28 protein-coding genes and 2 pseudogenes are annotated in these 26,693 nt (G+C 55.3%); 18 read left to right on the forward strand and 12 right to left on the reverse strand.

The features are described 5' to 3' along the window. The first annotated feature begins 108 nt into the window (after positions 1-108). The 4 genes from JIO00_RS03470 (at position 109) to JIO00_RS03480 (ending at position 1,800) form a co-directional block, all read left to right on the forward strand. Entirely contained in the window at positions 109-501 is a 393-nt protein-coding gene (locus JIO00_RS03470) for a DUF6957 family protein (protein WP_200667646.1), read from the forward strand. A 43-nt stretch (positions 502-544) separates the two neighbouring features. Continuing rightward, positions 545-991, forward strand: a complete 447-nt coding sequence (locus tag JIO00_RS03475) for a hypothetical protein (RefSeq protein ID WP_200667648.1) — start codon at positions 545-547, stop codon at positions 989-991. A gap of 90 nt (positions 992-1,081) precedes the next feature. Continuing rightward, positions 1,082-1,426 (forward strand): hypothetical protein, encoded by a 345-nt coding sequence (locus JIO00_RS29730; RefSeq protein ID WP_234452931.1) that lies wholly within the window; start codon positions 1,082-1,084, stop codon positions 1,424-1,426. A 95-nt stretch (positions 1,427-1,521) separates the two neighbouring features. Further along, on the forward strand, positions 1,522-1,800 hold the full coding sequence (locus tag JIO00_RS03480) for a hypothetical protein (protein WP_200667650.1): 279 nt from the start codon (positions 1,522-1,524) through the stop codon (positions 1,798-1,800). Between the two features lie 180 nt (positions 1,801-1,980). Here JIO00_RS03480 and JIO00_RS03485 read toward each other — a convergent pair whose 3' ends face one another. The 6 genes from JIO00_RS03485 to JIO00_RS03505 all read right to left on the reverse strand — a co-directional run bounded on the left by JIO00_RS03485 (position 1,981) and on the right by JIO00_RS03505 (position 6,482). After that, positions 1,981-2,421 (reverse strand): DUF411 domain-containing protein, encoded by a 441-nt coding sequence (locus tag JIO00_RS03485; protein WP_200667652.1) that lies wholly within the window; start codon positions 2,419-2,421, stop codon positions 1,981-1,983. Between the two features lie 27 nt (positions 2,422-2,448). Then, positions 2,449-2,721, reverse strand: a complete 273-nt coding sequence (locus tag JIO00_RS03490; protein ID WP_200667653.1) for a heavy-metal-associated domain-containing protein — start codon at positions 2,719-2,721, stop codon at positions 2,449-2,451. A 114-nt stretch (positions 2,722-2,835) separates the two neighbouring features. Next, complete coding sequence (locus tag JIO00_RS03495) at positions 2,836-5,106, reverse strand: heavy metal translocating P-type ATPase (RefSeq protein WP_234452932.1); 2,271 nt, start codon at positions 5,104-5,106, stop codon at positions 2,836-2,838. A gap of 90 nt (positions 5,107-5,196) precedes the next feature. Further along, positions 5,197-5,448, reverse strand: a complete 252-nt coding sequence (locus tag JIO00_RS29735; protein WP_224792062.1) for a DUF2933 domain-containing protein — start codon at positions 5,446-5,448, stop codon at positions 5,197-5,199. A gap of 125 nt (positions 5,449-5,573) precedes the next feature. Then, entirely contained in the window at positions 5,574-5,987 is a 414-nt protein-coding gene (locus tag JIO00_RS03500) for a hypothetical protein (RefSeq protein WP_200667654.1), read from the reverse strand. A 99-nt stretch (positions 5,988-6,086) separates the two neighbouring features. Continuing rightward, positions 6,087-6,482: a hypothetical protein gene (locus JIO00_RS03505; protein WP_200667655.1), complete on the reverse strand. Its 396-nt coding sequence runs from the start codon at positions 6,480-6,482 to the stop codon at positions 6,087-6,089. A 363-nt stretch (positions 6,483-6,845) separates the two neighbouring features. On the opposite strand from JIO00_RS03505, the pseudogene JIO00_RS03510 reads away from it, so the two are divergent. Further along, positions 6,846-7,543 (forward strand): annotated as a pseudogene (locus JIO00_RS03510) (multicopper oxidase domain-containing protein); the annotation flags it as partial. Between the two features lie 206 nt (positions 7,544-7,749). Here the strand turns inward: JIO00_RS03510 and JIO00_RS03515 are convergent. Both JIO00_RS03515 and JIO00_RS03520 read right to left on the reverse strand, forming a co-directional pair. Beyond that, positions 7,750-8,403, reverse strand: coding sequence for a transmembrane anchor protein (locus JIO00_RS03515; protein WP_200667656.1), 654 nt, complete (start codon positions 8,401-8,403; stop codon positions 7,750-7,752). A gap of 12 nt (positions 8,404-8,415) precedes the next feature. Beyond that, positions 8,416-9,153, reverse strand: a complete 738-nt coding sequence (locus tag JIO00_RS03520; protein ID WP_200667657.1) for a HupE/UreJ family protein — start codon at positions 9,151-9,153, stop codon at positions 8,416-8,418. 513 nt (positions 9,154-9,666) lie between these two features. On the opposite strand from JIO00_RS03520, the gene JIO00_RS03525 reads away from it, so the two are divergent. From JIO00_RS03525 to JIO00_RS03550, 6 genes are read left to right on the forward strand one after another with little or no spacing between them, the layout of a single operon-like run. Then, on the forward strand, positions 9,667-9,966 hold the full coding sequence (locus tag JIO00_RS03525; protein ID WP_069557030.1) for a metal-sensing transcriptional repressor: 300 nt from the start codon (positions 9,667-9,669) through the stop codon (positions 9,964-9,966). A 7-nt stretch (positions 9,967-9,973) separates the two neighbouring features. Continuing rightward, complete coding sequence (locus JIO00_RS03530; protein WP_200667658.1) at positions 9,974-11,110, forward strand: nickel/cobalt efflux protein RcnA; 1,137 nt, start codon at positions 9,974-9,976, stop codon at positions 11,108-11,110. Between the two features lie 12 nt (positions 11,111-11,122). Then, entirely contained in the window at positions 11,123-11,560 is a 438-nt protein-coding gene (locus JIO00_RS03535; RefSeq protein ID WP_200667659.1) for a YqaA family protein, read from the forward strand. Continuing rightward, positions 11,557-11,868: a hypothetical protein gene (locus tag JIO00_RS03540; RefSeq protein WP_200667661.1), complete on the forward strand. Its 312-nt coding sequence runs from the start codon at positions 11,557-11,559 to the stop codon at positions 11,866-11,868. Before JIO00_RS03535 ends, JIO00_RS03540 begins: the two co-directional genes overlap by 4 nt. Continuing rightward, the gene (locus JIO00_RS30080) at positions 11,868-12,092 is read left to right on the forward strand and encodes an efflux RND transporter permease subunit (protein WP_200667663.1); all 225 of its coding nucleotides are present in this window, start codon (positions 11,868-11,870) and stop codon (positions 12,090-12,092) included. The genes JIO00_RS03540 and JIO00_RS30080 overlap by 1 nt, the downstream gene beginning before the upstream one ends. Before the next feature lie 46 nt (positions 12,093-12,138). Continuing rightward, entirely contained in the window at positions 12,139-14,202 is a 2,064-nt protein-coding gene (locus JIO00_RS03550; protein WP_234452933.1) for a bifunctional DedA family/phosphatase PAP2 family protein, read from the forward strand. Positions 14,203-14,243: 41 nt separating this feature from the next. On the opposite strand, the pseudogene JIO00_RS03555 reads toward JIO00_RS03550, so the two are convergent. The 3 genes and pseudogenes from JIO00_RS03555 to JIO00_RS03565 form a co-directional block, all read right to left on the reverse strand. Continuing rightward, a pseudogene (locus JIO00_RS03555) lies at positions 14,244-15,436 on the reverse strand (MFS transporter). Positions 15,437-15,632: 196 nt separating this feature from the next. Next, a complete protein-coding gene (locus JIO00_RS03560) occupies positions 15,633-16,031 on the reverse strand; it encodes a DUF5329 domain-containing protein (RefSeq protein ID WP_200667665.1) in 399 nt (132 codons plus the stop codon). 108 nt (positions 16,032-16,139) lie between these two features. Then, entirely contained in the window at positions 16,140-16,598 is a 459-nt protein-coding gene (locus JIO00_RS03565; protein WP_442793939.1) for a hypothetical protein, read from the reverse strand. A gap of 599 nt (positions 16,599-17,197) precedes the next feature. Here JIO00_RS03565 and JIO00_RS03570 point away from each other — a divergent pair. The 5 genes from JIO00_RS03570 to JIO00_RS03590 all read left to right on the forward strand — a co-directional run bounded on the left by JIO00_RS03570 (position 17,198) and on the right by JIO00_RS03590 (position 23,875). After that, positions 17,198-17,539 carry a hypothetical protein gene (locus JIO00_RS03570; RefSeq protein ID WP_200667667.1) on the forward strand — a complete coding sequence of 114 codons (342 nt, stop codon included), beginning with the start codon at positions 17,198-17,200 and terminating at the stop codon, positions 17,537-17,539. A gap of 99 nt (positions 17,540-17,638) precedes the next feature. Beyond that, complete coding sequence (locus JIO00_RS03575) at positions 17,639-18,895, forward strand: TolC family protein (protein ID WP_200667669.1); 1,257 nt, start codon at positions 17,639-17,641, stop codon at positions 18,893-18,895. Next, a complete protein-coding gene (locus JIO00_RS03580) occupies positions 18,892-20,373 on the forward strand; it encodes an efflux RND transporter periplasmic adaptor subunit (RefSeq protein WP_200667671.1) in 1,482 nt (493 codons plus the stop codon). Before JIO00_RS03575 ends, JIO00_RS03580 begins: the two co-directional genes overlap by 4 nt. Next, positions 20,370-23,528 carry an efflux RND transporter permease subunit gene (locus JIO00_RS03585; protein WP_200667673.1) on the forward strand — a complete coding sequence of 1,053 codons (3,159 nt, stop codon included), beginning with the start codon at positions 20,370-20,372 and terminating at the stop codon, positions 23,526-23,528. Before JIO00_RS03580 ends, JIO00_RS03585 begins: the two co-directional genes overlap by 4 nt. Continuing rightward, entirely contained in the window at positions 23,525-23,875 is a 351-nt protein-coding gene (locus JIO00_RS03590) for a copper-binding protein (RefSeq protein ID WP_200667675.1), read from the forward strand. Before JIO00_RS03585 ends, JIO00_RS03590 begins: the two co-directional genes overlap by 4 nt. 381 nt (positions 23,876-24,256) lie before the next feature. On the opposite strand, the gene JIO00_RS03595 is transcribed toward JIO00_RS03590, so the two are convergent. Then, entirely contained in the window at positions 24,257-24,955 is a 699-nt protein-coding gene (locus JIO00_RS03595; protein ID WP_200667677.1) for a helix-turn-helix domain-containing protein, read from the reverse strand. A gap of 208 nt (positions 24,956-25,163) precedes the next feature. On the opposite strand from JIO00_RS03595, the gene JIO00_RS03600 reads away from it, so the two are divergent. Together JIO00_RS03600 and JIO00_RS03605 are read left to right on the forward strand one after the other, a co-directional pair. Further along, positions 25,164-25,916, forward strand: a complete 753-nt coding sequence (locus JIO00_RS03600; RefSeq protein ID WP_200667679.1) for a hypothetical protein — start codon at positions 25,164-25,166, stop codon at positions 25,914-25,916. 102 nt (positions 25,917-26,018) lie between these two features. Further along, complete coding sequence (locus JIO00_RS03605; protein WP_200667681.1) at positions 26,019-26,579, forward strand: transglutaminase domain-containing protein; 561 nt, start codon at positions 26,019-26,021, stop codon at positions 26,577-26,579. The last annotated feature ends 114 nt before the right edge of the window (positions 26,580-26,693 follow it).

Raw genomic sequence — 26,693 nt, forward strand, 5'->3', positions numbered from 1 at the left:
CAAATAGCGCAACGCAGCACGCGTGCGGGAGGCCTATCCGCACGACGGCGAACGGCAACAAACAGGATTGAATTGTCAATTTCCTGGTTATTAATCAAAGGACACCCTATGGCTAGCGTCGAAGAACCCGACTTTATGAAAGGGCCACGAACGCCTCTTGAAGGCCTGTCGAGCAGCTCAGAAGCACGAGCGCTGGTGAGCCAACGCTTCCCCAGAAAGCCGTACTGCTTGATCACGGACTGGACAATATTTCGCATCGATGTCACGCCCGATGAGCTCGCCAAAGTTCATGCAGTCGGCCAGCTCCCAATGATCGTGTTTGCTCACAATGTGGTCGAGGACAGTCAGGGACGTTTTCAGCAAGGCGACTGGGTTCGCTCAAGCATGTGCACCAATTTCAACGACGGTGTCGTGTTCGAAACCAGAAACACCATTTACGCCTTGATCGGCCCAGGTCATGAACAACCTGCGAGCCTGAAGACTATTTTTTCCTTCTTCTAATCTGCGCTCTGTAACGCAGCCTCTTGAGACCCAAGGACATACGATGTTTAGAACACACGACGACGACATGCTCGGTCTACCGGGCATGTTTGGCGAAGGTCAATGCCACTGGCAGAAGGTATCCAGAGTGCTACGAACCCATTGGTATCACGTGACCGTCCAAGCAAAGTACCAAGACAGAATCACCGAAGCGGCGCTGATGGTCGACAACGAAAACCGGCTACAGCAAATTTTGATTGCCCAAGACGCCGAAACAATCGTCACCGATGTTCAGGTAGTCACGCCCGCCCACATGAATGGCACAAAAGGTTGGCGCATGGAAACTCTGACCAAGGTGACACTTGGTGAAGACGAGAACGAGTGCGTGGTGTGTCTAGTAGAAGTAGATACAGGCTCCACATACCACAGCTCCCACAATCCTGCGTTCCAAAGCAACTTGCTGACCAATCTCAGCCCGATTTTTCAAGCGGGCATGATCCGCGCAGCCTGAAATCCATGAGGTTTTCGGCACGGCATCAGCCTGGATGATTCCGTGTCGAACTCCTAGTCGCGCCATACGAGCGGTCAAAGGAACGCAATTATGCCGAACACGGTTGAAGTAAGTTTTCACGTAAAGCGCCATACAGATTTCGAACTTAGGCGAATCATCAAAGCTCAGGGGCAAGGGTTTGACGAGCCCGTTACCGCCTACCTCTGCGGAGTCGCCATCAGGGCGCGCATTGGCATAGGTGTCGTTTTTGGCCACAAACGCGAAGACCAGTACGGTCGGTTCGGCGATGGTCATTTAATCCGAACGTCAGACGTTATTAAGGTTGAACGCGAGGGACGATTTTGGGTGCTGACAACGGTGAACTCACGGTATGTGATCGCGACTTTTCAGCGAGGGAACGGGCGCTCAAGCCTCCGTGAATTCCTGAGTCTTTAACGGGGGCACCACCATTTGCCCCCCACGTGCTGCAGTGATGGACGTGCTTGCGTTCGCCATGGGTGAAGCTTCCTGAGTACCTCCAAGGTGGTGTAATGATCGTCAAGGCAGGCGAAATCATCTGCATAGCCTCGGGCATTTTCGAAGGGTACGACCGCGCTGGGCCATTTGTCGCTACGCAGGACTTCGACCTCGATTCATTCGTTGCAGAGGTAATGAAGCCGCTGACCGAGAGATGGGAGGTGTCGAGCTTTTTATCGGAAATACCAAGGATGCTTTTCGAATGCGGATTCATCACCAAGTTACCTTGTCGGAACATTCACCTGGGAGCGATGGGCGAAGTCGACATTCGGGAAGAGCAGGATGACCTTTAATGGCGACGCTTCAAGCATCTGACTAAAGCGTCATGATGGTAGCGATAGAGCTGAGATGGTTCGCACTACGCCAGTGATTTTGAGAACGCTGAAAAAGCAGGTAATTTCAGCGGATGCATCGGCCTCCAGGCTAAGGCGGCTCAGGACTACCAGACGCTGGCAGGGTTGGTTGCGTAGTCGTCAATTGCTAGGATAATCGGCGACTACTTGATCGGTACCCGTTAGGGTCTGACCTATGACCTGATACGGCTGTTTGGTTTGGCCGAACTCCATTCCAGGCGAACCAGCGGGCATACCCGGCACCGCAACTCCGACGAAGTCGGGGTGGTTCTTCAGGTCGAGAATCTGTGCTACCGGTACATGGCCTTCGACAAATTTTCCGTCAATCATCGCGGTATGACAGGAGGCCAAGCGCGGAGCGACGCCGAGGCGCTGTTTGACTTCGCTCATGTTGGGCTCGACATGGTCGCGCACGCTGAAGCCATTAACTTCAAGATACTTTATCCAGTCCTTGCAGCAGCCGCAGTTAGGATCGCGGTAAACGTCGATGACTTCAGCGGCTTGTGCCGCTCCGGTCATGAGTAGTGTCGTGAACGCAACAATTCGCAGACTGGCATTCATGGGAGTTCTCCTGTTTATAAAAAATGCTTACCGGCAGCAGCAACCGCCGCCGTTCCCGCCACAGCCCGAGGTTTTCTTACTCGCTACGCTTTCCACTGTCGCCAGCTGTGCTGGATAGCCCGCGTTCTCCAGGGCCGCAAGCAGCGCATGGTTGTCCGAATCGCCGCTGACCTTCACCCGTCCGGCTTGTAGATCCACTGTTACGTCACTGACTCCTTCAAGTGGGCGCAGCGCTTCAGTGACATGTTTGACACATGAGCCACAGCTCATGCCCTGGACTTGCAGTTCAACAGTTTTCATTGGTAACTCCTCACAACAAAACTGATCATGTAAAGACTGACGCATGAGGCTTTTCTGCGGCGTTGGCTTATCCTCAACCTTGCTGCCATGGCAAGGTCAAGCGGTCGTTTTCACTCAATCAATGGAAGCCTGGCGCAGACGCAAGGCGTTGAATACTACCGACGCCGAGCTCACGCTCATGGCCAGTGCGGCAATGAGCGGTGACAGAAGGTGACCGGTAAGTGGAAAGAACAAGCCGGCAGCCAGTGGGATACCCATGGCGTTGTAGAGGAAGGCGAAGGTCAGGTTCTGGTGCATATTTCTCACCGTTGCGACTGACAGGCTGCGAGCACGCAGGATACCGAGCAGATCCCCCTTCACCAGGGTGACCTGAGCGCTGTTCATCGCCACGTCAGTGCCAGTGCCCATGGCGATACCTACATCAGCGCGAGCCAGTGCGGGGGCATCATTAATGCCGTCGCCGGCCATCGCCACCCGGTGTCCAGCTTGTTGCAGAGATGCCACCAGACGTTCTTTATCTTGCGGTTTGACCTCGCCGTGAACCTCCTCGATGCCCAACTGGCGAGCTACCGAGCGAGCAGTCGTAAGGCCGTCGCCAGTGGCCATGATGACCTTGACGCCATCCGCCTGCAGACGCTCGACGGCCAGCTTCGTGGTGGGTTTGATGGGGTCGGCAACAGCCAGCAAACCCGCCAGGGCGCCATCGACTGCCAGGTACATGATGCTCGTACCGTCGCCGCGTAGCTTCTCGGCATGTATTTGCAAGCTCTCGGTGGAAACGCCCGCCTCCTGCATCAACGCGGTATTGCCTAGCATCAGGCGGCGACCCTCCACCTGACCGCTTACGCCGATACCTGAGGCTGACTCGAAGATTTCAGGTGTCACCAGTTTTAGCCCTGCGGCACGAGCCTGCTCGACGATGGCGTGGGCCAATGGATGCTCACTGCCCTGATCGAGACTTGCGGCCAGGCGCAACACTTCATCCTGAGTAAATCCGGGTACGGCCTCGACGCTATGGAACGCTGGTCGACCTTCAGTGAGGGTGCCAGTTTTGTCGACTATCAAGATGTCTATCTTGCGCAGGTTTTCGATGGCGGCGGCATCGCGAAACAATACGCCGCTGCCAGCAGCCTTGCCGGTGGCAACCATGACTGACATCGGTGTCGCTAGGCCAAGGGCACAGGGACAGGCGATGATCATGACCGCAACAGCGTTGATCAGTCCGAACACCCAACTTGGCTCAGGCCCCCACAGCCCCCAGCCGAGTAGAGTCAGCGCGGCGATAGCAATTACAACGATCACGAAGTAACTGGCAATCACGTCTGCCAGCCGTTGCATCGGCGCTTTTGAGCGTTGTGCCTGCACAACCATCTGCACAATCTGTGCGAGCAGGGTCGCTGACCCTATCTTCTGCGCTTGCATCACCAGACTGCCGTGAATGTTGAGAGTGGCTCCGATCAGCGCGTCGCCGGCCCTCTTCATGATCGGTATCGGTTCTCCGGTGAGCATCGACTCATCTACGGCGCTTTCGCCTTGTAACACCTGGCCGTCGACAGGTACTTTTTCTCCCGGACGCACACGTAATGTGTCGCCGCTGTGTACGTGTGTCAGAGGGATGTCTTCTTCCGTGCCATCGGCATTGATCCGTCGGGCAGTTTTGGGTGCAAGTCCAAGCAGCGACTTGATGGCAGCCGAGGTTTGCGAGCGAGCCTTGAGTTCAAGCATCTGGCCGAGAAGGGTCAGTGAAATGATCACAGCCGCCGCTTCGAAGTACACACCGATGCGACCCTCCATCATGAAGTTGCTGGGGAATACATCGGGGGTCAGGGTGGCCACGACGCTGTAAAGGAAGGCCGCCGCCGTGCCAAGGCCGATTAGCGTCCACATGTTCGGACTTCGCTGAATCACCGAACGCACACCGCGCACATAAAACGGCCAGCCAGCCCACAGCACGACGGGTGTAGCCAATCCCAGCTCGACCCAATTTTGCGTGGTGCCATGGAACAGCTCCAGGGCATGGCCACCCATAGCCAGCACGGTGACGATCACAGTCAGTGGCAATGTCCACCAGAAGCGCCGGGTGAAGTCCTTGAGTTCTAAGTTATCTTCTTCCTCCAATTCGGGAATCACCGGCTCTAAGGTCATGCCGCACTTAGGGCAGACGCCGGGGCCGATCTGGCGAATTTCCGGATGCATGGGACATGTGTATTCAGCGGCACCCGTTAACGGTTCTGCTGTTGTCTGAGGGACTGGTTCGATTTTCAGTTGAGATATTCGATAACGCTCGGGCGCTGCCCTGAAGGTCGTTTGGCATTTCTGGCTGCAGAACCGATAGTTTTGCCCCTCATATTCCGTGCTGAACTGGCTGTCGTTACTCACGGTCATGCCACATACCGGGTCATGGGAGCCGGTGGGTTGGGGTTCAGAGTTCTGTATAGGGCCGTGCTCTTGACGAACCTCAGGGGTGTGCATGAGCTAACTCCTGTTCGCATCCTTGGTTGAGACTGAGGTTTTTCCGTGATGACTGTGACCACCGTGGTGGTGCCCGAAAAAATGCATCAGCGGGCACAACAGCAAGATCATATAAGGCAGTAAACCCAGCATATGACCGTAGTGTTCTCTTGCCAGATAAAACAGCACGATCACCAGCAGCATGCCCAGCGCTATGCCGGGTTTGCTCCTCCAAAATGTTGGTGAGGTGTTAGCGGAATGTGGTGAATTCATCATGGTTCTGTACTCCTAAGGGAGTGCTGTTTAGTGATACGTCGTAAAGGTGCAACGGGCGGCAGTTTTACCCTTGGCATATTGGCTAAAGTAAAACCGTCGCTGCATTGCCTACAGGCTTGTGCGCGTCACTTGCTCATCGGCATGTTCATCATGCTCGTTTGCTGATCCATCATTTTCATCATCATGTTCATCATTCCCATCTCCATGCCGTCTTTGTTGCCGTCCATGCCCATGCCCATGCCCATGCCCTTGCCATGACAGTTCTTATGCATCATGGCCATGCTGTCCTTCATCGTCTTCATGCTCTCCTGCATGGCGGCGTGTCGCTCGGCAGGGGTCTTGGCGGCGGCTGCCTTGTCGTGTGCAGCCTGCATTTTTTGCATTTGCTCGGTCATGACATTGTTTTGCATCGGCGTAGCTGCTTCGCTTGTCTTGGCGGGCGCGGTCTGCTCCTCCGGGTGGTGCTCATCGACTGCCGAAGCGATAAGTGGGCTGCTCACGAGCAGGGTGGCGAGGATAATTTTCAATGTGGCATGCATGGCAATCTCCAAAGGGTGAGGACAACTCAGGTAATACCAAGCCGCACCAGGTTGGCGCAGTCAGGCAGCGCGCCGAAGATCGGCGCGCAGAAGGTCGGATTAATCGTTGAAACGGACGAAAATCAGACGTACAGGCGGTCTGGCGGGAGCCGGGCGCCGTAACGCAAGAAAGGCAGAAGCGAAGGGGTTGGCGGGATATAAAATTAGCAACGCAGGGATCAGGAGCAGAAACGTCCAACTGGACAGGTCAAATATTTTAAGAAGGAGCGACGGACTTATAGCTATCGCCGCATCAGCGCAATGCTGAAGGCAATCGAGAGCAGGAGCTTCGTGGTTATCGTGATCTTGCGCGGTGTTCAGCGAGACATGAGTTGTAGCCGGATTGAGACTGGGCTGTGCCAGACATCCCTGGGTTGCTGCCAGACCAAACGCTAACACCCACAGCACGAATGCGAGGCGTATGAACGTTAGCAGGTGATGGCGAAACCAGAACATGGAGAATCTCCGGTACTGATTAGCGGGTTTTGTTTTTTCAACATACAGCACATCGAAGTGCCAAGGTTGATCTACATCAGTTTATGCAAACGGGTGTCGGCTCTTGTGGTGTGGTCAAAATTGTATGGTCTACGTCGACCTTTCAGATGTTTACCCCTCTTTGTCGTCCTTTACTAGCATCTTGTGGTGCACCGCCCCTTTCACGATTGCTGAACCGCCCAGCTTACGGAAATGTAATCACCCCGTTTGCTGGCTTATGGCATCTTTCAATGTATCAAGCGCACTAGATATCCAAAGCGTGAACTCTCGGGAACACGCCAACGTGCGTGCACCTGACATCCGACTGACGGGACATGAATCGGTATGCATTCCAAAACTTCTCGGCGCACCTTTGTGAAAGGTCTCACCGCAGGCGGGATTCTCGGTGGCTTAGGCCTCTGGCATACCCCTATTTGGGCGGCCCGTAGCTTGGGCGAGACTAATGTCCTGTCAGGTACAGAGTTCGACCTCTTTATTGGAGAGACACCGGTAAATATCACTGGGAATGCCCGGACTGCCATGACAATCAATGGTGGGATTCCGGGGCCTCAGCTGCGCTGGCGTGAGGGCGATACCGTGACCTTGCGGGTCAAGAACCGCCTCAAGGATATGACATCAATCCACTGGCACGGGATTATCCTCCCCGCCAATATGGACGGTGTGCCGGGCCTTAGCTTCATGGGATCGAGCCTAACGGCACGTATGTCTATCAGTTCAAGGTCAAGCAAAACGGAACGTACTGGTATCACAGTCACTCCGGCTTCCAAGAACAAGTAGGTGTGTACGGCCCACTGGTAATCGACGCGAAAGAGCCCGAGCCGTTTGAGTATGACCGTGAATACGTGGTGATGCTTACCGACTGGACGGATGAAGATCCGGCTTCGCTGATGAAAACACTGAAGAAGCAGTCTGATTACTACAACACCCACAAGCGAACAGTCAGTGATTTCATCCATGACGTAGCTGACAAAGGTTGGTCAGCCACCGTCGCTGACCGCAAGATGTGGGCCGAAATGAAGATGCCTGCACAACCCCACAAATCATCAATCCCACAGCAAGCGATAGCTTTCGTTTGAACATTCGATGCACCTCGTCACGTTTTAGTGTGCGGTTGCACTGTATGCACTGTATGCACTGTATGCACTGTATGCACTGTATGCACTGGCCGTAGGCCAGGAGTCGTGCTTCCGCACTGGATGGAAGGTAGGTTAAGCGCAAAAAGCTCAGGTTACTGTTTGACGCTCAAGTAATTGCCGGTCGTTTTCAGTGAGATGGTCACGTCGTTGTTGCTGCGATTACGCCAAAACCAACCGTGGGTGCCATCAAAAATGGCGGTGAATTCACCTTTGTCACTTTTGACTTGCTTGCCCTTGGTGTAGCTGTGGAAGTAACCCTTTTCACCGTTGTAGGGCTCGCCATGGGTGTCGTAGTTCACAGGCCCACCAGCCGCAGACCATTCATAACTGACAGTCTTGTTCTTCAGCATTTCCAGTTTTATTTCTGTCCCTTCACCTGGCTTGAGCGTGACGGTCATTTGATCCGTCTTCAACGCAGGGTCAGGTGTCACCACCGGCTGAGCAGCAGGTTTCGCAGTAGGTTGGACTTGCGCAACCTGCGGAGCTGGAGCTGGAGCTGGAGCTGGAGATACTGCTTGCGGCGGCGCGGCATCTGCCAACGCCTCTTGAGCAAGGATGATCTTCAGTTCGCCCATCTGGGTCAGTCCCAGTGCTCGGCCTACACCGGTTGGATCAATGGCGTACTCCGAAGGCATGACCACAGTCACCAGCAAGCCGACCGCAGTCAGCAGTGCAATGACAGTCGAACGCACGAGTTTGCGGGTACTAGGCAATTCATTAACAGTTGGAAGCGGAGTATTGAACATGGTCAGAATTCCTTACGCGGAGACAAACAGGCCGGTGATCTGGTAACCCATCAGGAGGAAACCGGCACTCATCATGGCGACGTTGGCGGTATAGGCGTGGCGCCAGAAACTGCCGGTGCGCCGCCAATACCCCATCAGAATGAGAATCGCGCTGAGGGCCAGCAATTGGCCGATCTCGACCCCGACGTTGAAGGCGACCAGGTTCGGAATCAGGCCGTCAGGCGAGATTTCGTACTCCTGGATCTTGGTGGCCAAACCGAAACCATGGAGCAGGCCGAAGATCAGCGTGGCCACCTTGTTGTTGGGTTGGAAACCAAACCAGCGCTGGAACGCGCCCAGGTTATCGAGCGCCTTGTACACCACCGAGAAACCGATAATGGCGTCGATGATGTAAGAGCTGATGCTGATCTCAGCCAGCACACCCAGCAGCAGCGTGACCGAATGGCCTACGGCGAAAAGCGTGACGTAGAGCCCTACGTCTTTCAGGCGGTAGAGGAAGAAGATCACCCCGAACAGAAACAGCAGGTGGTCGTAGCCCGTCATCATGTGCTTTGCGCCCATGTAGATGAAGGGCAGCAACATGACGCCGGAGCTTTCCTGAATGAATCCCTTGTCACCTTCGGCGACGGCATGAGCCATCGCCTCGGGCATTGCGAGGAAAAGTGCCGCGACAAATAAAAACAACAGCAGTAGCAGGCGACGCGAAGGCGCAGTAAATGCGTCAACGCCGCTCATCGAGTGCGAATGCATAGATTAATCCTACGTTGCAGGGATCAAAGGCCGCAGTGCGGCCATGGTCAGGATGCGAACGAAGAACGGGGTGGCCGCTCGATCAAGAAAATCGGCGGACGGGGAACGGAGTAGCGCGGAGCATCGACCCGCATGGAGAGCTTCGGCTGCGCAGCCAAATTCAACGCGGAGGTGAGCTGTGGCGTTTCGTGCTGATGGTCAGGGGTCAACGGGGAGTGATAATGATCCGAGCAGCTCGCACACGACATCTCGGCTTGCTGTTCATGGGAGTGATGGGCGTCTTGCGCAATCTCCCAGGTCGGCTGTTTCGATGTCACTGACAACGTATAGGTATGCCCGGCCCAAGCCACAAACATGGCGAGAGCAAGCGCGATTACCACCGTTGTTGTCAGTATTCTGCTGAACATAACGTTCGGGTTTCAACTCGTTTTTTAGGGCTTTTATTCGTTTGACTGCATCCCCCTAGGGGGGATAGGATGCCAGCGTAATTCATTGAGGCCTGAGGCTCAAGTCATGAGTGAGCACGAACACGAACACAGCCATCCCCACACCCACCAAAGTCACGAGGCGATCATCAAGCGCCTCAAGCGAGCGGACGGCCATTTACGCGGCATCATCACCATGATCGAAGAGGGGCGTCAGTGCGTGGACATCGCTCAGCAGCTGCATGCTGTCGAAAAGGCTGTGTGCCAAGCCAAACGCACACTCATCCAGGATCATATTGATCACTGCCTAGAGGACACCGTCTCGGCGTTGAACAATGGCGAGCGCGCACCACTGGAAGCCTTCAAGCAAATCACCAAGTACCTCTAGGTCTGACATGCCCAACTTCGCTGAATTGCTACAACAAGGCGGGGCTCACGCCTGGCTGTATTTTCCGAGCGCTATCTTGCTCGGCACCCTGCATGGCCTGGAACCGGGCCATTCAAAAACCATGATGGCGGCCTTTATCGTGGCCATCCGTGGCTCGGTAAAACAGGCCGTACTGTTGGGCTTGGCCGCGACGCTGTCGCACACCGCCGTGGTGTGGTTGGTCGCCATCGGTGGCATGTACCTGGGCAAAGGCCTGGATGCTCAAACCACTGAGCCGTACTTCCAGCTAGCGTCCTCAGCACTGATCATCGTAATTGCGCTTTGGATGCTTTGGCGTACCTGGCGCGGTGAGCAGATGTTCAAGTTCGAGCAAGGTGATGATCACCATCACTGCGAGCATGACCATGGTCACCATGATGAAACTCATCGGATCGATACCGGTCACGGGCGCATGGAACTGTCGATCTTTGAAGAGGGTATGCCACCGCACTGGCGCTTGAAGGCGGTGACCGGGCATGCGTGGCCTGCTTCAAACGTTCGTCTCACTACTATCCGTCCAGACGGCAGCACTCAAACGTTTTCATTCGTCGAGCGCGAAGGTTTCCTGGAATCGAAGGTCGATATTCCAGAGCCTCATGAGTTTAGTGCTCGCTTGAGTCTTGGGCATGCGGGCCACTCCCATGATTACGATCTGACGTTCCAGGAGCATGAGCACGGGCACGCGCATTCCGAACTGGAAGGTCTGGAGTTGTCGATTGACGGCTATCAGGATGCGCACGAACGTGCGCATGCCAACGATATCCGCAAGCGCTTCACTAACCGCGAGGTCACCACGGGCCAGATTGTCATGTTCGGCCTGACTGGCGGTTTGATTCCGTGCCCTGCGGCCATCACCGTGCTGCTGCTGTGCCTTCAGGTTAAAGAAGTGGCGCTGGGTGGGATGCTGGTTCTGTGCTTCAGCATTGGCTTGGCGATCACCTTGGTGGCGGTGGGAGCGGCGGCAGCCATTGGTGCTAAACAGGCCTCCAATCGCTGGCCTTGGCTGGGCACCGTGGCTCGTCGCGCGCCGTACCTGTCCAGCGTGTTGATCATCGGTGTTGGCCTCTACGTGGGCTTCCATGGCTGGATCGGCCTGTACGCATAAGGCGCCGTCCGAGTGTTTGAACTCACCAGCTACGTTGGTCTGTTTCTGGCGGCATTCGGTGCCGCCACGTTATTGCCAATGCAATCTGAAGCCGTGCTGGTCTCGATGTTGCTCTCAGACCGGTACATCGCTTCGACGTTATTGGCGGTCGCCACCTTCGGCAACGTTCTCGGTTCTACCCTGAATTGGGTGTTGGGTCGCTCCATTGAGCGATTGCGCCACAAGCGCTGGTTTCCGGTGAGCGAGAGCAAGCTCGAAAAAGCCCAGCAATCCTACTTGCGCTATGGACGCTGGTCGTTATTGCTGAGCTGGATGCCCATCATTGGCGATCCATTAACGGTCGTTGCTGGAGTGATGCGCGAGCCTCTCTGGAGCTTCCTGCTGATAGTTACCCTGGCCAAGGGCATTCGTTATCTCTTACTGACCGCCGTCACCCTGGGTTGGGCATGATAATTGGCTTATTCGCGCTTGCTCTCGCCATATTGATGACCTGGGCCGGGCATACCTATACGTTGTCGGTAGCATCAAAACAGCTGGCCTGGGAGATTGCGCAAGACGGCGGTGTGTTGACCATGCTGGTGCGAGGTGGGAACTTGTCATTGGGATCGCTTGCCGGGTTTGTCACCCTGTTCGGCATCACGCTGCGAAACTCCTTCATGCTCATCTCGCACTACTCTCACCTAGTTAGTGAAGACGACATGACATGGGGCCCGGAACGGCTCGAAGGGGTGCCGCCGAACGACCTGTACCTATCCTGATGACCGCCGTGGTGACCGCTTTGGGACTGCTACCTTTGGCGCTCACCAGTGGTGCTGCTGGCAATGAAATCGAAGGGCCTATAGCTATAGTTATAGTTATCGTGGATGGCTTAGTAACCTCGACAGCACTCAATCTGTTGGTGTTACCAACCTTGGCTTTGCATTTTGGGCGCTTTGAAAAGCGCGTTGAAGAGTTTCCCGCTGACGTCGCACCTGCGTCATAACGGTTGCGCGACATATCGGCACCGACATTCTATAGGCCGCCCACGAATGATGACGTCCTTGGTCTTATCAATCATCGAGTTCCTGACGGCGCATCCGCATGTCGCCTATCTGGCGGTATTTCTCCTGGCACTTTCCGAGTCAATCCCGATCATCGGTGTCGTCGTTCCCGGTACAGCCGTGATCCTCGTGCTCAGCACCTTGGTGCCGAGCGGCGTCTTATTGCTCTGGCCGTTGCTGGTCGCTGCCACGTCAGGTGCCATCGCGGGTGATGGTCTTTCGTTCTGGCTCGGGCACCGATACCACCGCGAGATTCTCGGTCTCTGGCCACTGAACCGACACCCTGAACTGATTCAGCGCAGCGAAGCCTTCTTCACCCGTCATGGTGACAAAAGTGTCTTTCTCGCGCGCTTCACACCGGGCGTTCGAGCCTTCGTTCCGCTCCTCGCCGGCATGCTGGGAATGGCGCCCCGGCGGTTCTATACAGTCAATGTCGCGTCGGCGCTCGCCTGGGCGCCGTCGCATATCTTGCCTGGTGTGCTCGCCGGCGCGACGTTCAGGACTCTCGGTGCGACTGCAAAACCGCTCGCGATCCTGCTGGTCGTTCTTGTCGCGGTGGGCTGGGCGAGTCTGCATCTCGTGCGTTGGACGTTGCGTCGTGGCATCCCCTACCTCATCATCGCAGTGACGCGGCTGCGGGCTTGGGCAGGCACTCACAACACTTGGCTGAGCCGCAGACTCAGCAGCTCGCTCGATCCTTCACGGCCCGAAGTGCGGGCTCTCGCCTTGTCGACTGTGCTGCTCGTCGGTGCAGCCTGGCTTTTCTTCGGTGTCCTTGAAGACGTCGTCAGCGGTGACCCGTTGTTGCTTGCAGACAGCGCTATATACCGCGCCCTCCAGGGTCTTCGCTCAACGCCAGGCGATGCGGTGATGATCGCCATCACCGAACTTGGTGACTCCAAGGTCGTGGGGGCGGTCACGATTGTGGTCTTGCTATGGTTCCTGTGGAAACGCGCCTGGCGTACCGCTGGCTATTGGCTGGTTGCGATTGCCGGCGCTTCGGCTCTCAACACAATCATAAAAGTGGCGCTGCATCGAGCTCGACCCGGCGAGCTTCTCTACTCCGGGTGGAGCGCGTTTTCCTTCCCCAGCGGCCATAGCACTGTCAATGTCGTGCTATACGGCTTCCTCGCCTTCCTCATCGCGCGTGATATCCGCCCGGCATGGCGCCTAGCGGTCGCTCTTGGCGCAGCAACTCTGATATTTCTGATTGCATTCTCGCGCCTCTACCTCGGTGCACATTGGTTTTCCGACGTTATTGGGGGATTGGCATTCGGGTCGGCTTGGCTGGCGCTGCTCGGACTGTCCTACCTGCGACGGCAGGCCGGACGTATTGAGCCAAGCGGGCTACTCGCAGTCGGATGTTCAGCACTGATTCTCGCCGGAGGACTCAATATCTATCGTAGCCATGCGACTGACAGCGACCGCTATGCCGTCAAGATAGGAACTCCGTCCATGGCCGCCACCGATTGGTGGGCGTCGGATTGGCAGCAACTGCCAGTGCGGCGTATTGATCTGACTGGCGAGACGAATGAGCCACTGACTTTCCAGTGGGCCGGTGATCTGAAGGAATTGCAAGATATCCTGCAGCGCAACGGGTGGCGTAACTCGGTGGACTGGACACCGCTGGGTGCCCTGAATTGGCTGACCGTCCAGACCGACCCTGCGGGCCTTCCGGTTATTCCACTTTTCGCTAGTGGCCGCCTCCCTAGCCTTACCCTCGTTCGACCGAATAGCGATGCCGCACTTGCCGGTTCGCGCCTCGTGCTTCGATTATGGATTGTCGATTTCGAGCTAACAAACGGGCGAACTGCACCGCTGTGGATGGGCTCGGTTGTCGAGGAGCGTTTCTATCATCCCCTATCCCTCATCACGTTGACGTCGACACAGCCTGGTGTGGATGCGCCGCGCAGCACGCTAGCTGCCGCTTTTGACGATGGGCGGCTCCTACCTCGAACCGAAGGAATGGCAGATGGAGATTGGGATGGCAAAGTCCTGTTAGCTCGCCAGGGTGGGCACTCCTGCTGCGAAAACACTTTGCTCAAACGGTGAGTTGTTCGTTCAGAATCATTTGTTTTGCTTTTTGGTTGCGCTTACTGCTTCTTGAGTAACAGTAACAACAGAGCTGTTGTGGCAAGCAATGCACCCGTGAGGAAGATGCTGTCTGATCCAACGCTTTGCCATAGCCAGCCCGCAAGAACACTGGCGATCAGCATGCATACACCACTGACCAAATTAAAAATACCGAAGGCGGTGCCCTTGAGTTTTCCAGGCGCTTTATCGGCTACCAGCGAGGCAAGAATGCCTTGGCTAAATCCCATATGAAGCCCCCAGAAGGCAACGCCCAACATCATCGTTATGACAGAACTGGATTGAGCGAGTACCAGATCTGCCAAGACGAGCAAGCCCATACCTAAGTAGAGCAATTTCGTGCGAGGGATACGATCAGATAGCCAGCCGGCAGGATAAGCAGACAGCGTATAGAAAAGTGCCATTACCACCATCACCAGTGGAGTCCAGGTGTTCGACAGGCCTATCTGTTGCGCTCGTAATACCAGAAACGCCTCGCTGAAACGAGCAAGCGTAAACACCCCTCCAATGATGACGATCCACCAATACCCTGAGGAGAAGTCGTGAAGGACTTTCCAATGGATTGGAGATCGAAATTTGTGTTCGCTGGCGAGGTGTATGGGCTCTTTTACCCCCGTGACAATGAGCGCCACCGCCACTGCTGCCGGGATCACTGCAAACCACAGGACACGCTGAATATCTGCGAGCCATAACATCAGCAAGATGGCCAGGGCAGGGCCAAGTACGGCCCCTACGGTATCCATCGACTGCCGCAGTCCAAAGCAGGCGCCACGGATTTCCGGTGGCGACAGATCTGCGACCAGAGCATCCCGTGGCGCCCCACGAATTCCTTTGCCAATGCGATCCAGCAATCGTGCTGTAAAGACCACCTCCACCGAATGAGCTAAAGGAAATAGTGGTTTGCTAAGCGCGGCTAAACCATATCCAAGCAACAGCAATACTTTGCGCCGACCAATAAAGTCGCTAATGGCGCCAGAGAAAATATCTTGACGAGCATGGCGGTCGACTCGGCAATACCCTCGATCACTCCTACGGCCAATGCACTCGCACCCAATGTCGTGACCAAAAATACGGGTAGTAAGCTGTGTACCAGCTCAGACGATAGATCCATGAATAGGCTGACAAAGCCCAACGCCCATATCGTTCGCGGAATACGAAGACGCTCAGCGTTGGTGTGTGGGCTTTCGCTACTCATATTTTCTTCCTGTACTCATCGGTATCAAGGAGAGACTGAGAAAGCTGTTTAGACTTGCAGGCGAACCAAGCTCCCGCCAGAGCAGCCACTCAAACCACGACGATGAGCACCGCCGCCACTTTACTCAACGGGTGCTTCACAGATGCAAGTGAAAAAGCCCAACGCCACACTGAGTATTATTCGACTTTAGGCAAAATCAATGAAGCTGCCGTTGCCTCTGTAGCTCCCGCTTGAGCCAGGTGCTTGCCGGTTGTGCGCCTTCTGGACATCGCACCTCATATGCGCGGCCACTCATACTGCTTTTAGTGGCAGCAAGATCGATGAAGTCTTCTGCACTGTTCACCATGTTTTTACCTTCCAGATAATTCAGCTTTTTCTCCAGATGCGCCCGAGCCCGGTTTCCTGGGAATTCGATCCCGTTACGCACAAACTGACATTCACTGTGTTCGACAAAGTCCAGCAAGCCCTTTATCTCTTGAGTGGCTTGAGGTGTGGCTTGAGCCTGCGCATTGGTTACGATTGCGATCAGGCTAATACCAGCTGCCATCATCAATTGGCTGATCGGCCCAGCCGCCGCTCCTCTCCACTTTCGCATTATTCATCCTCGTCCTGAAAGTTGAATGAATGTACCTACCTTTAACTGATACGTACGGATCATTGCGTTAATCCGCGAACGAATTGTTCATCGACTTACCGTTCGGTTCTAACGGCGACAGCGAGCGGCGCGGGTGTAAGAGTGATAATGGCTGATACGACCCAGCATATCTCGCTCAAGAGCCGAATCAGCAGCCTGGAGGTCGCGGCTATGGGGTTCATCCGCAGATAACGCTGTGCTGACTGCCGTCTCAAGATCCTGCAAGGCTGAGTCAATCTGCTGCTTAGGCTTGCCTGGAAAGTAGTCGATGTTTGTAAGCTGATCGTAGGTTTTGCGCAGCTTGAGAAGCTGTTTGGTGGTGGCCAATGCGTTTTCAGGATTGAGATGCTCACGGCATTCTTCGATTTCTACGCGTACCTTGCTGTAGTCATCGCTACGGTCGAACAACTCGACAAAACGCTCACCCTGCGAATCGACCACCGGTAGGATGTAAGCAGTGCCATTGATGGAAAGGATTTCGTGTTCGACGGACGCCAAGGCTTCACGACAGACATTGGAGTCAGGCAACAGATAGGCACCATCTTGCAAAACCGCGAAGGACAGCTAATGGATGAAGTCAGTCATAGCCCCAATGCCTGCACCATTCTCGGGAACTCAGCACCATATGTAAGGAAAGTCACCCCACTTTTGGGGAATGCTCCGTGAAGCAATATGCATCTACCGTCCTGAAGTGGCCATTTCATCGCCAAGTCGTGGTGACCTACCAACTGGCTTAGTAATTGCTCTCATGTTTGTACTCAATATTCGTTGAGTAATCGAAAACCGGAGATTAGAGCCTTGTGGAAACGTCCTCTGCTCATCGGAGTTTCGCTTGGAATCGGAATCCTTACACTCGGTTTGGCTGTGAGTATTATCCTTATGCAATGGGAACTGAGATAACCTAGCCACGCAGCTGTGCAGGCGAAGTAATGCGTCTCGGCTGGATTGGCTTGAGTGATGCCTTGATCGTTTTTTAACCACTGAAGATCTAGAAACTGCATGTCAGAAACTTTATTTCGCATCGGTAATGTTGGCTTAACTTAGGATTTGTTTTATCGCCTTGGTTGGCCAATTGGGTCGACCGCTTCCAATTGTAAGAGCCATTTGCAGCGACTACACTCCAGCCTATGAAACGCTATCTGCGGTTTTGCATCATCTTCATGATCAGCTTGGCGCTTCCCCTCAGCGGGATGGCGGGCGTTCAGGCACCGACAGAACCGTGCCCAATGAAGACGATGGGCATGGCGATGATGGACGATATGGGGATGGACTGCTGCAACGATATGAAAAGCCCTTCCGAGCACGCCAAACCTTGTAAGCCGGGCCAGGAATGCAAGTCGGGCGGCATGCTGCAAGTCTCGATCTTCAAGCCTCCTGTAACCGTATTCAGCCCCGAAGTGATTTCCTTCTCCAGCGATTCCTTGCCTGTAAAGACCTCGTCCGGGGTTTGGCGACCCCCTCGCGTTTGATTCCTGTCCCACATTGAGCCTCATTCCGCATTAGCGGGATGGCATATCTGCGTGCATGTCTTATGAAGCGCGCAGTGGATCATCACAGGAATCGTGAACATGAACCCCAAGTGCTATTGCACAGGTTGGTCTCTCGTGGCCGGCTTGGCGGCAAGCATGCTGGCATTGCCGAGCTTCGCTGCCGCCTTAACATTCGATGAAGCGTTGCGGCTAGCCGAAAACAATTCGCCGTCACTGAACGCACAAGATGCCAAAATTCAGGCTACCAGCAGCGCGGCTATTCCAGCCGGTGAATTACCTGATCCCAAGTTATTGGTGGGTGTGCAGAACTACCCCATTGGCGGCCCGGATCGCTGGAGCATCGACCAGGACTTCATGACCATGCAAATGGTCGGGGTCAGGCAGGAGATGCCCAATAGCGACAAGCGCAAAGCGCGCATCGAGGTCGCCGACGCTGCCGTTGATCGCGCTGCTGCGGAGCGTAGAGTCGAACGTCTGAAGGTACGCCAGGCCACGGCATTGGCCTGGATTAGTAGCTACTCGGTTGAGCGCAAAGATGCGCTCTTCCAGGACTTCTACAAAGAAAATCGTCTACTAACCGATACCGTCCGGGCCCAAATTGCCGGTGGCCGCGCTCAACCCGCCGATGCTGTGACGCCCAAGCAAGAAGCGGCTCAATTGGCGGAGCAGCAGGACGATCTGATTCGCCAGCGAACACAGGCCCGAGCTGCCCTCAAACGCTGGATTGGCTCCACCGCCAATGACAAGCCTGTGGGCAGCTTGCCTGAATGGCCCGTCGATACCTCAAACTACTCCCATAAACTGCAACACCATCCCGAGTTGGCAGCGTTTGCACCGATGACCCGTGAAGCGCAAGCCAAGGTTCGTGAAGCCGAAGCGGAGAAGCAGTCGGACTGGAGTTGGGAACTGGATTACCAGCGCCGTGGCCGTGAGTTCGGCGATATGGTCAGCGTGCAATTTTCCTGGGATCTGCCGCTGTTTCCTGACTCTCGCCAAAATCCCAAAATCGCGGCCAAACAGGCTGAACTCAACCAGCTTGAGGCCGAGCGCGAGGCCCTATCTCGTGAGCACACCCAGCAATTGGAGACTGAACTGGCTGACTATGAGCGCCTAAATCGTGCCGTGCGCCGAAACCAAGAAAGCCTATTGCCGCTGGCCAAGGAAAAGGTAGAACTCAGCATGGCCAGTTACCGCGCCGGCAAAGGTGATTTAAACGCCGTTGTTGCCGCCCGACGCGAGCTGATCGAGGCCCGTCTCAAGCAGATCGACGTGGAAGAGCAGCGAGCGCTGACGAGTGCGCGCCTGTATTTCGCTTATGGGGAGGCCAGCCAATGAACCTTAAATGGAACGGGGCATTGTTGGTAGGCATCTCGCTGGCGTTCGGTATTGCCGGTGGTTACTGGTTCGCTCAACAGCGCATGAATGGGGTAGCCAGTTCTGCCCAGGAGCAGAGCCTCGACTCACCTGACGAACGTAAGGCTCTGTATTGGTATGACCCCATGTACCCGCAGCAAAAGTTCGATAAGCCGGGTAAGTCCCCCTTCATGGACATGCAACTGGTTCCTCAGTACGCCGGTGGCGCAGGGGATCGTGCGACCGTCAGTATCGATCCGAGTCTGACCCAGAATCTCGGTCTGCGTTTTGCAACAGTCACCCGTGGAATCTTTGACTTCAGCCTCGATGTGACAGGTGTCTTGGGATTCAACGAACGTGATGTCGCTGTGATTCAGGCACGCACCACCGGCTTTGTGGAGCGGGTTTATGCCCACGCTCCCGGTGATGTGCTCAAAGCCAATGCGGCGTTGGCGGATATCCTGGTGCCAGAATGGGCCGCTGCCCAGACGGAGTTCCTTGCCCTGAAACGCAACGGGGATGCTGACCTATTGGCTGCGGCCCGCCAGCGACTGCGGCTCACAGGGATGCCGGCAGCATTGATTACTCAAGTAGAGCGTGGCGGCAAGGTTCAGCCCTACCTGACTCTCACCAGCCCTATTGGTGGTGTGCTGCAAGAATTAAATGTACGTGCGGGTATGACTGTGGCTACTGGCGATACTCTGGCACGCGTCAATGGCTTGAGCAGTGTCTGGCTCGCCGTGGCCGTTCCAGAATCGGATGCCGGATCGATCACCGTGGGGCAGGTGGTCGAAGCGCGTCTGCCAGCCTTCCCAGGGACAATGCTCAGTGGCAAAGTCAGCGCGATTTTGCCCGAGACCAACCCGGACACCCGCACGCTTCGCGTGCGGGTGGAACTCCCCAATCCCGACGGGCGCCTCAGACCGGGTTTGACGGCGCAGGTACGCTTGAATCGCTCGACCGGGCAAAGTGTGTTGTGGGTGCCGAGCGAGGCCGTCATTCGCACTGGCCGACGTGCCTTGGTGATGCTCGCCGAAGACGCGGGCCGCTACCGCCCAGTGGAAGTGCACCTCGGGCAGGAAAGCGATGGCAAGACGGCGATAGTGAAAGGTCTGGAAGAAGGCCAGAAGGTAGTTACGTCTGGCCAGTTCCTGCTCGACTCGGAGGCCAGTCTTAAGGGCATCGTTGCAAGCTCGGAGGAAGAGTCACCGCCCAGCGCAGCAACCTCCAGTTTTCATGAGGCGGATGGGCAGATCGTTGAGATCAACGACAAAGAAGTCACGCTCGCCCATGGCCCCTTCAAGACGCTGGGCATGCCTGGCATGACGATGACTTTCCCACTCGCCAATCCGGCTCTGATGCAGGGCCTCAAAACGGGCGACAAGGTTCGGATTGCGGTGAGCCAGACCGATGATGGTTTGCGTGTTGAGCGTCTGGATAAATCGGGGAGCCAGCCATGATTGCTGCCCTCATTCGTTGGTCGGTGGCCAACCGATTCCTGGTATTACTTGCGACACTGTTCGTCACGGCTTGGGGCATTTGGTCGGTGCAGAGCACGCCCATCGATGCGCTGCCGGATCTCTCCGATGTGCAGGTGATCATCCGTACACCTTACGCAGGCCAGGCGCCGCAGATTGTCGAAAACCAGGTGACCTATCCGTTGGCGACCACCATGCTCTCGGTGCCAGGCGCAAAGACGGTGCGCGGTTATTCCTTCTTCGGTGACAGCTTCGTCTACGTACTGTTCGAGGACGGTACTGACCTGTATTGGGCCCGCTCACGGGTGTTGGAGTATCTAAGTCAGATACAAAGTCGGTTGCCAGCCAGCGCCAAGCCAGCGTTGGGGCCGGATGCGACGGGAGTGGGTTGGATCTATCAGTACGCACTGGTGGATCGCAGTGGCGGACACGATCTGGCACAGCTTCGTGCACTTCAGGACTGGTTTCTAAAGTTCGAACTCAAGACCCTGCCGAACGTTGCGGAGGTGGCTACTGTGGGGGGTATGGTCAAGCAGTACCAGGTGCAGCTTGATCCGCTCAAACTGGCCAGCCTCGGTATCACTCAAGCTGAGGTAACCGAGGCTATCGGCAAGGCCAATCAGGAAACCGGTGGTGCCGTGCTGGAGATGGCTGAGACCGAGTTCATTGTGCGGGCCTCAGGCTACCTAAAAACGCTCAATGACTTTCGTGCTATCCCGTTGAAGCTCGGTGCTGGAGGTGTACCGGTGAGTCTTGGCGACGTAGCCACGATCCAGTTGGGGCCGGAAATGCGGCGTGGCATTACTGAACTCGACGGCGAAGGCGAGACCGTCGGCGGCGTGGTAATTTTGCGTAGTGGCAAGAATGCTCGCGAGACCATTGCGGCGGTCAAGACGAAACTCGACGAACTGAAAAAAAGTTTGCCGGTCGGGGTGGAAATCGTCACCACCTATGACCGAAGCAAGCTGATCGACCGTGCCGTGGAAAACCTCAGCCACAAGCTAATCGAAGAGTTCATCGTCGTCGCGTTGGTCTGCGGGATCTTTCTCTGGCACTTGCGCTCATCGCTGGTGGCGATCATCTCCCTGCCTGTTGGTGTGTTGATTGCCTTCACCGTCATGCGTTACCAAGGGATAAACGCCAACATCATGTCGTTGGGTGGGATTGCTATTGCCATCGGCGCCATGGTCGATGCCGCCGTGGTGATGATCGAGAACGCCCATAAGAAGATCGAGGCCTGGCACGCGGCCAATCCGGGGGAAGAACTGAAGGGTGAACGTCATTGGCATGTAATGACCGAAGCGGCGGCAGAGGTAGGCCCCGCGCTGTTCTTCTGTTTGTTGATCATCACCCTGTCGTTCATTCCGGTGTTCACGCTGGAAGCTCAGGAAGGACGGTTGTTCGGCCCTTTGGCTTTCACCAAGACCTACGCCATGGCCGCAGCGGCGGGATTGTCAGTAACCTTGGTGCCTGTACTGATGGGCTACTGGATTCGAGGACGAATTCCCAGTGAACATCAGAATCCGTTGAACCGGTGGTTGATTCGGATCTATCAGCCAGCCCTGGACGCAGTCTTGCGTCGACCAAAGATCACGCTGCTGGTGGCGCTATTGGTTTTTGTCAGTGCGCTATGGCCAATGTCGCGCTTGGGTGGCGAGTTTCTCCCCCCTTTGGACGAGGGCGATCTGCTCTATATGCCTTCTGCCCTGCCTGGATTGTCGGCGCAGAAAGCGGCGCAATTGCTGCAACAAACCGACCGCCTGATTAAGACTGTTCCAGAGGTCGAACACGTCTTTGGTAAAGCAGGTCGCGCCGAAACCGCTACCGATCCGGCACCGCTGGAAATGTTCGAAACCACGATTCAATTCAAACCTCATCAGCAATGGCGCCCTGGCATGACCCAGGAAAAGTTGGTGGAAGAACTGGATCGAGTGGTACGAGTTCCTGGGTTAACCAATATCTGGATACCACCGATTCGAAACCGCATCGACATGCTGGCCACTGGGATCAAGAGTCCTATCGGCGTGAAAGTTGCCGGCACCAACCTGACGGAGATCGATGCCGCTACTCAGGCGGTCGAGCGGGTGGCCAAGGGTGTGCCCGGTGTCAGTTCGGCTCTGGCCGAGCGACTGACCGGTGGCCGCTATATCGACGTAGATATCGACCGCAAGGCCGCCGCCCGCTACGGACTAAATATCGCTGATGTGCAGTCCATCGTTGCCGGCGCTATCGGCGGCGAAAACGTCGGGGAGACCATTGAAGGTCTCGCACGCTTTCCGATTAACGTGCGTTACCCACGTGAGTGGCGTGACTCGGTCGGCAGCCTGGAGCGATTAACGATTTACACTCCGTTAGGCAGCCAGATCACCCTCGGCACTGTGGCGAAGGTCAAGGTCAGCGACGGGCCGCCAATGCTCAAGAGCGAGAACGCACGGCCTTCTGGCTGGGTATACATCGACGTGCGGGGGCGAGACATTGCCTCGGTGGTCGCCGATCTACGCCAGGTCGTCAATGAGCAGGTCAAGTTGCAGCCCGGCATGAGCCTGAGTTACTCAGGACAGTTCGAGTTTCTAGAAAGAGCCAACGCACGCCTCAAACTGGTGGTGCCTGCCACGCTGTTGATCATCTTTGTGCTGCTCTACCTGACTTTCGCCCGCTTCGATGAGGCGTTGCTGATCATGGCCACTCTGCCATTCGCACTGACTGGCGGAGCATGGTTTCTCTATCTGCTGGGATACAACCTGTCGGTCGCCACCGGAGTCGGCTTTATCGCCTTGGCCGGGGTGTCTGCCGAGTTCGGCGTAATCATGCTGCTCTACCTGAAGAACGCCTGGGCCGAGCGTGAAGACCTCGGCGACAACACTGAGCGTGGGCTGGTTGCGGCCATTCGCGAAGGCGCTGTGCAGCGCGTTCGACCCAAGGCCATGACCGTTGCCGTGATCATTGCCGGCCTTTTACCCATTTTGTTGGGCAGCGGTACTGGTAGCGAAGTGATGAGCCGCATCGCCGCGCCTATGGTCGGCGGCATGATCACGGCCCCCTTGCTTTCCCTGTTTGTCATTCCGGCAGCCTATCGCCTGATGCGTCGCCGGCACCTCATAGTTGAACCCATCAAGCCTCAAGGAAAAGTCGTATGAAACTGACCATGATTGCAGTTGCAAGCACCGTATTTGCGCTTTCACTTTCTGTCCACGCGGAGGATAAGCCGGGCATGAAAATGGACGGTATGGAGGGCATGCAGATGGAACAAGATTCAAAACAGGCTCAAGTTGCCAATGCCGAGGGAACGATCAAGGCTATAGATACTACGAAGAATACGGTGACCATCTCCCACGGAGCGGTTCCAGCCGTGAAGTGGCCTCCAATGACAATGGCCTTTTCAGTGACGAAAGATCAGCTGACAGGGCTGACGGCTGGAGACCGTGTAACGTTTTCCTTTCGGCTAGACGGCGGCAAAGCCGCAATCGTTTCCATTAAAAAATAAGACCGTAACGAGCAAGAATTACCGGCGCGCTCTGCCGTGCCGGTTGGAAATCTATTCATTGCTGGCTTTGACCCCCGCGTTCCCGACTCCCTTGGTCTACCTTGAAGAGGAATGATGTGATCAACGTCATGTTTAGTACCTGTCACGGCTGAAAGACGCTTGGCCTCAGTGTAAAAGGCGTCAATTGCCTCATGGTCAGCCCAAGACGGCGTGGTGTTCTGCAACGCTATCCTTTGCTTCAGAGCATTCCACTTAAGAATGTCCTTGCGCCTTTGCACTCTTAACAACGCATCGGTGTCCCCTGCGACAGCCCACAGGACATCATCTCGTTCGAACTGTCGCATGGCGTCGATTAAACGTCCTCTCTCATCGCAGTTCCGGTCAGAATGGAAAATCCAGTTTTTTCTGCACCGCAAATTCGCCTGGTGCTTTACCTCGTTCGAAAGCAATCAAATACGACATCTGGACAGTCAAGGGCTTCGCTTCTGACTGCTCGCCAGACATCTTCAGATGTACCTTGCGAGTCGCATATTGAATCGATACCTCAAGCCCTTGTAGTTCATCGATCAGCTCCTGCATCTCGTCGTACACAGCAAATTTGGCGCTTTCTGAGTAATCGCTGGCGCAGTCCCTATAGTCGCGAAAATAGTCCACGAGCGACGCAAAGACCTCGTGGGCATCACGCTGCATTTCAAATCCGGGTTGGGAAATATCCACTGTGGAGCTTTCCGCAAGCTTAGCGAGCTGGTGTCCAGTCGACAGAGGCAGTGCCGGTAAGGTGATGTAGTCGCGCTCAATACGGGCTTTCTCTACTCTCAATTCCTCTTCCGTGGGGATGTCGAAGGGCTTGTTGAAGGCGTCGATGTCTTCGATCTCGAAAGCAGCTGCGAGCGCACGTCGAGTATCAGTGCTTGCCGACTTGGCATTCTCAACGCGCTGTACAGTCCGTACATTCAAGCCTGCAAGCTCGGCCAGAGTCTCCTGTGACCATTGAAACACTTCCCGCATTTTGCGGATGAGAGCGGCGAATTCTTCGAGATTCAACACGCGAGGTTGGCCAGACGAGGTGTACGTATTCATTTTTAAGCTCCATGAGATGGTTGGTGCGGCTCATGATGAAGAAGCTGCTGATGACACAACACGACAGGAACCCGACAGAGAACCGACAAGGCCTGAGGCTCTGCTGAGGTTACGAGGAATTGAAGCTGGCTGCAGACACTTGCACCTCTCCGCTCAGCGTAGTCGTGATAACGTCGTCCGAGCCCGTGATCCTAGTGCGGGCCGGGGAATGACAATCACCTACCAGGACAACGAAATGGACATTCGGTACTTCCTTGAACAGCGGCTGGCTTTTATCAAGCAGCTCTATCTAAATGGGGCCAGCCCGTTTGAAGATCGCAAAAGGAAAATTGAGAGCGAGGAAGCCCCCTTCATCCCGCCCTATAGCGAAGATGGGGAGCCTGCATATTTGAATGAATGGCTAGAAGCTGATTCGTCAGTGCAGGTGCTGGGTAGCGCATGCTTATCAATGATTGCTGCGTCGCTACACTTATACTTCAAAGAATGGGAGCGTCTGCTTGGGTCTGCTCCTGGGCCTTCACTCAAATCAGAATTCAAAAATGGCGGATGGCCAAATGGCTACAGGGCATTCTACCTGGCCCATGGTTCAGACCGGTTTGAGGATGGCCCATTCGATTTCGCTTTGATTGAAGAACTCGTGCTGGCGAGGAATAGCATCCAACATCCCGACTCACTGATCTTCGAGACATCTCGATACTCTGACGATGCGCTCCAAAAGCTGCCAAGCCCTTTCTTTGTAAGTGATCGAGAGAAAAGTTTGATTGAGGAGGCCGATGGAGAGAGCCGGCAATGGTTATACCGCCCCCATATTCACATCACTACCGAGAAATTTCTGCATGCTGTTTCTCAGGTATCTGCATTCGTGAAGTGGCTGGAGGATCAAGGGGAAACCATGATGCATAAGCGTTATCTTGAGCGAAAACGTCAACGCGAGATAAACGCTGGCTCCAATCCTTTCTAGCTCCCGCCAGAGGCTTCTTTCCCCATTTAAATCTGAAGCAATGGTTGGTCAGAACGAATCCAAATGACCAGCAAGGTCGAATAAATACTCAAGGGATCCTTTGTGCCTTCAACTTTAGTACACATTATTACCCGCGACCGGGGCGCGCAGGCCTATACCGATTACGCAAAGTTTCAAATTACCGATCCTGATGTAATCGTTAGCGCCGCTAGGCAAACGCTAGATTCGATCCCTCCATCATTTGGTTCTTGCGTCATGGTCAGTGCTGGCTTCACTGCCATTCTCAAATCTCAAGGGATACCCGCAGTTGTCGTCCTCGGAGACCTACTGATTAACGGTCAGTATGCTTTTGAATGCCGGGGGAACATTCCAGGGGCAACCTATGAGGGAGAGTTTGTGGAAGCCAAGTGGGACGGTCACGCCTGGGTAATGCTCGCAGGTGTGCTCTGCGACCTGTCGATCTTCCGAAGCGCCTACGCCACTCAAACGCCAAGCAACCTCAAAACTTTCATCAGCGAGCAGTTCGGTGAGGGCAAGGGAGCACTGATGTGTCCCCACGATAGCTTGCCGGTCGGCATGCAATTTGTGCCCAAATTTGCTCTCAGTGACGCTCAGATTCTGGGGATTCTGGATGGTTTGTCCAGACAAACACTTGAGAGCTAAGTGACGAAATTCTACATGGCATTCCCAGTTGAGCTGGGAGCTGAAGATGGCTAGAACCTAAGAGCGGCGCTGACTTCACTGCGATTTTAGCCAGGCCTTCTTTTTTTTTGCAGT

Source organism: Pseudomonas sp. SW-3 (assembly GCF_016615645.1).
Classification (GTDB): Bacteria; Pseudomonadota; Gammaproteobacteria; order Pseudomonadales; family Pseudomonadaceae; genus Aquipseudomonas; species Aquipseudomonas mandelii.

What these genes read in the sequence shown, in the direction of transcription:
- JIO00_RS03470 (WP_200667646.1), top strand. Translation starts at nt 109, where the DNA reads ATGGCTAGCGTCGAAGAACCCGACTTTATGAAAGGGCCACGAACGCCT.
- JIO00_RS03475 (WP_200667648.1), top strand. Translation starts at nt 545, where the DNA reads ATGTTTAGAACACACGACGACGACATGCTCGGTCTACCGGGCATGTTT.
- JIO00_RS29730 (WP_234452931.1), top strand. Translation starts at nt 1,082, where the DNA reads ATGCCGAACACGGTTGAAGTAAGTTTTCACGTAAAGCGCCATACAGAT.
- JIO00_RS03480 (WP_200667650.1), top strand. Translation starts at nt 1,522, where the DNA reads ATGATCGTCAAGGCAGGCGAAATCATCTGCATAGCCTCGGGCATTTTC.
- JIO00_RS03485 (WP_200667652.1), bottom strand. Translation starts at nt 2,421, where the DNA reads ATGAATGCCAGTCTGCGAATTGTTGCGTTCACGACACTACTCATGACC.
- JIO00_RS03490 (WP_200667653.1), bottom strand. Translation starts at nt 2,721, where the DNA reads ATGAAAACTGTTGAACTGCAAGTCCAGGGCATGAGCTGTGGCTCATGT.
- JIO00_RS03495 (WP_234452932.1), bottom strand. Translation starts at nt 5,106, where the DNA reads ATGACCGTGAGTAACGACAGCCAGTTCAGCACGGAATATGAGGGGCAA.
- JIO00_RS29735 (WP_224792062.1), bottom strand. Translation starts at nt 5,448, where the DNA reads ATGATGAATTCACCACATTCCGCTAACACCTCACCAACATTTTGGAGG.
- JIO00_RS03500 (WP_200667654.1), bottom strand. Translation starts at nt 5,987, where the DNA reads ATGCATGCCACATTGAAAATTATCCTCGCCACCCTGCTCGTGAGCAGC.
- JIO00_RS03505 (WP_200667655.1), bottom strand. Translation starts at nt 6,482, where the DNA reads ATGTTCTGGTTTCGCCATCACCTGCTAACGTTCATACGCCTCGCATTC.
- JIO00_RS03515 (WP_200667656.1), bottom strand. Translation starts at nt 8,403, where the DNA reads ATGTTCAATACTCCGCTTCCAACTGTTAATGAATTGCCTAGTACCCGC.
- JIO00_RS03520 (WP_200667657.1), bottom strand. Translation starts at nt 9,153, where the DNA reads ATGCATTCGCACTCGATGAGCGGCGTTGACGCATTTACTGCGCCTTCG.
- JIO00_RS03525 (WP_069557030.1), top strand. Translation starts at nt 9,667, where the DNA reads ATGAGTGAGCACGAACACGAACACAGCCATCCCCACACCCACCAAAGT.
- JIO00_RS03530 (WP_200667658.1), top strand. Translation starts at nt 9,974, where the DNA reads ATGCCCAACTTCGCTGAATTGCTACAACAAGGCGGGGCTCACGCCTGG.
- JIO00_RS03540 (WP_200667661.1), top strand. Translation starts at nt 11,557, where the DNA reads ATGATAATTGGCTTATTCGCGCTTGCTCTCGCCATATTGATGACCTGG.
- JIO00_RS30080 (WP_200667663.1), top strand. Translation starts at nt 11,868, where the DNA reads ATGACCGCCGTGGTGACCGCTTTGGGACTGCTACCTTTGGCGCTCACC.
- JIO00_RS03550 (WP_234452933.1), top strand. Translation starts at nt 12,139, where the DNA reads ATGATGACGTCCTTGGTCTTATCAATCATCGAGTTCCTGACGGCGCAT.
- JIO00_RS03560 (WP_200667665.1), bottom strand. Translation starts at nt 16,031, where the DNA reads ATGCGAAAGTGGAGAGGAGCGGCGGCTGGGCCGATCAGCCAATTGATG.
- JIO00_RS03570 (WP_200667667.1), top strand. Translation starts at nt 17,198, where the DNA reads ATGAAACGCTATCTGCGGTTTTGCATCATCTTCATGATCAGCTTGGCG.
- JIO00_RS03575 (WP_200667669.1), top strand. Translation starts at nt 17,639, where the DNA reads ATGAACCCCAAGTGCTATTGCACAGGTTGGTCTCTCGTGGCCGGCTTG.
- JIO00_RS03580 (WP_200667671.1), top strand. Translation starts at nt 18,892, where the DNA reads ATGAACCTTAAATGGAACGGGGCATTGTTGGTAGGCATCTCGCTGGCG.
- JIO00_RS03585 (WP_200667673.1), top strand. Translation starts at nt 20,370, where the DNA reads ATGATTGCTGCCCTCATTCGTTGGTCGGTGGCCAACCGATTCCTGGTA.
- JIO00_RS03590 (WP_200667675.1), top strand. Translation starts at nt 23,525, where the DNA reads ATGAAACTGACCATGATTGCAGTTGCAAGCACCGTATTTGCGCTTTCA.
- JIO00_RS03595 (WP_200667677.1), bottom strand. Translation starts at nt 24,955, where the DNA reads ATGAATACGTACACCTCGTCTGGCCAACCTCGCGTGTTGAATCTCGAA.
- JIO00_RS03600 (WP_200667679.1), top strand. Translation starts at nt 25,164, where the DNA reads ATGACAATCACCTACCAGGACAACGAAATGGACATTCGGTACTTCCTT.